Source organism: Schumannella sp. 10F1B-5-1, from assembly GCF_006517535.1.
Classification (GTDB): domain Bacteria; phylum Actinomycetota; class Actinomycetes; order Actinomycetales; family Microbacteriaceae; genus Schumannella.
On sequence record NZ_VHQH01000098.1, the window covers coordinates 1 to 210 of the forward strand.

General features: G+C 68.1%; 1 pseudogene. It reads right to left on the bottom strand.

The features are described 5' to 3' along the window. A pseudogene (locus FJ658_RS16300) lies at nucleotides 1-210 on the bottom strand (cytochrome b/b6 domain-containing protein); the annotation flags it as partial.

Sequence of the window (210 nt, forward strand, 5' to 3'; positions counted from 1 at the left end):
GTCGGCACGATCCGCATCCACTGCCCCGTTGCGAACAGCAGCACCACGTACACGACGCCGTTCACTATCCACAGCAGGTCGAGCGACAGGTGCGTCCAGACCGTCATGCTCATGCGACGCCGGCGGTTGCGGGCCGAGGTCCAGAGCGCAGTCGGGCGCTTCTCGGCGCGCGACTGCAGGCCGGTGCGCACCACGAGCACGAGCAGGAAC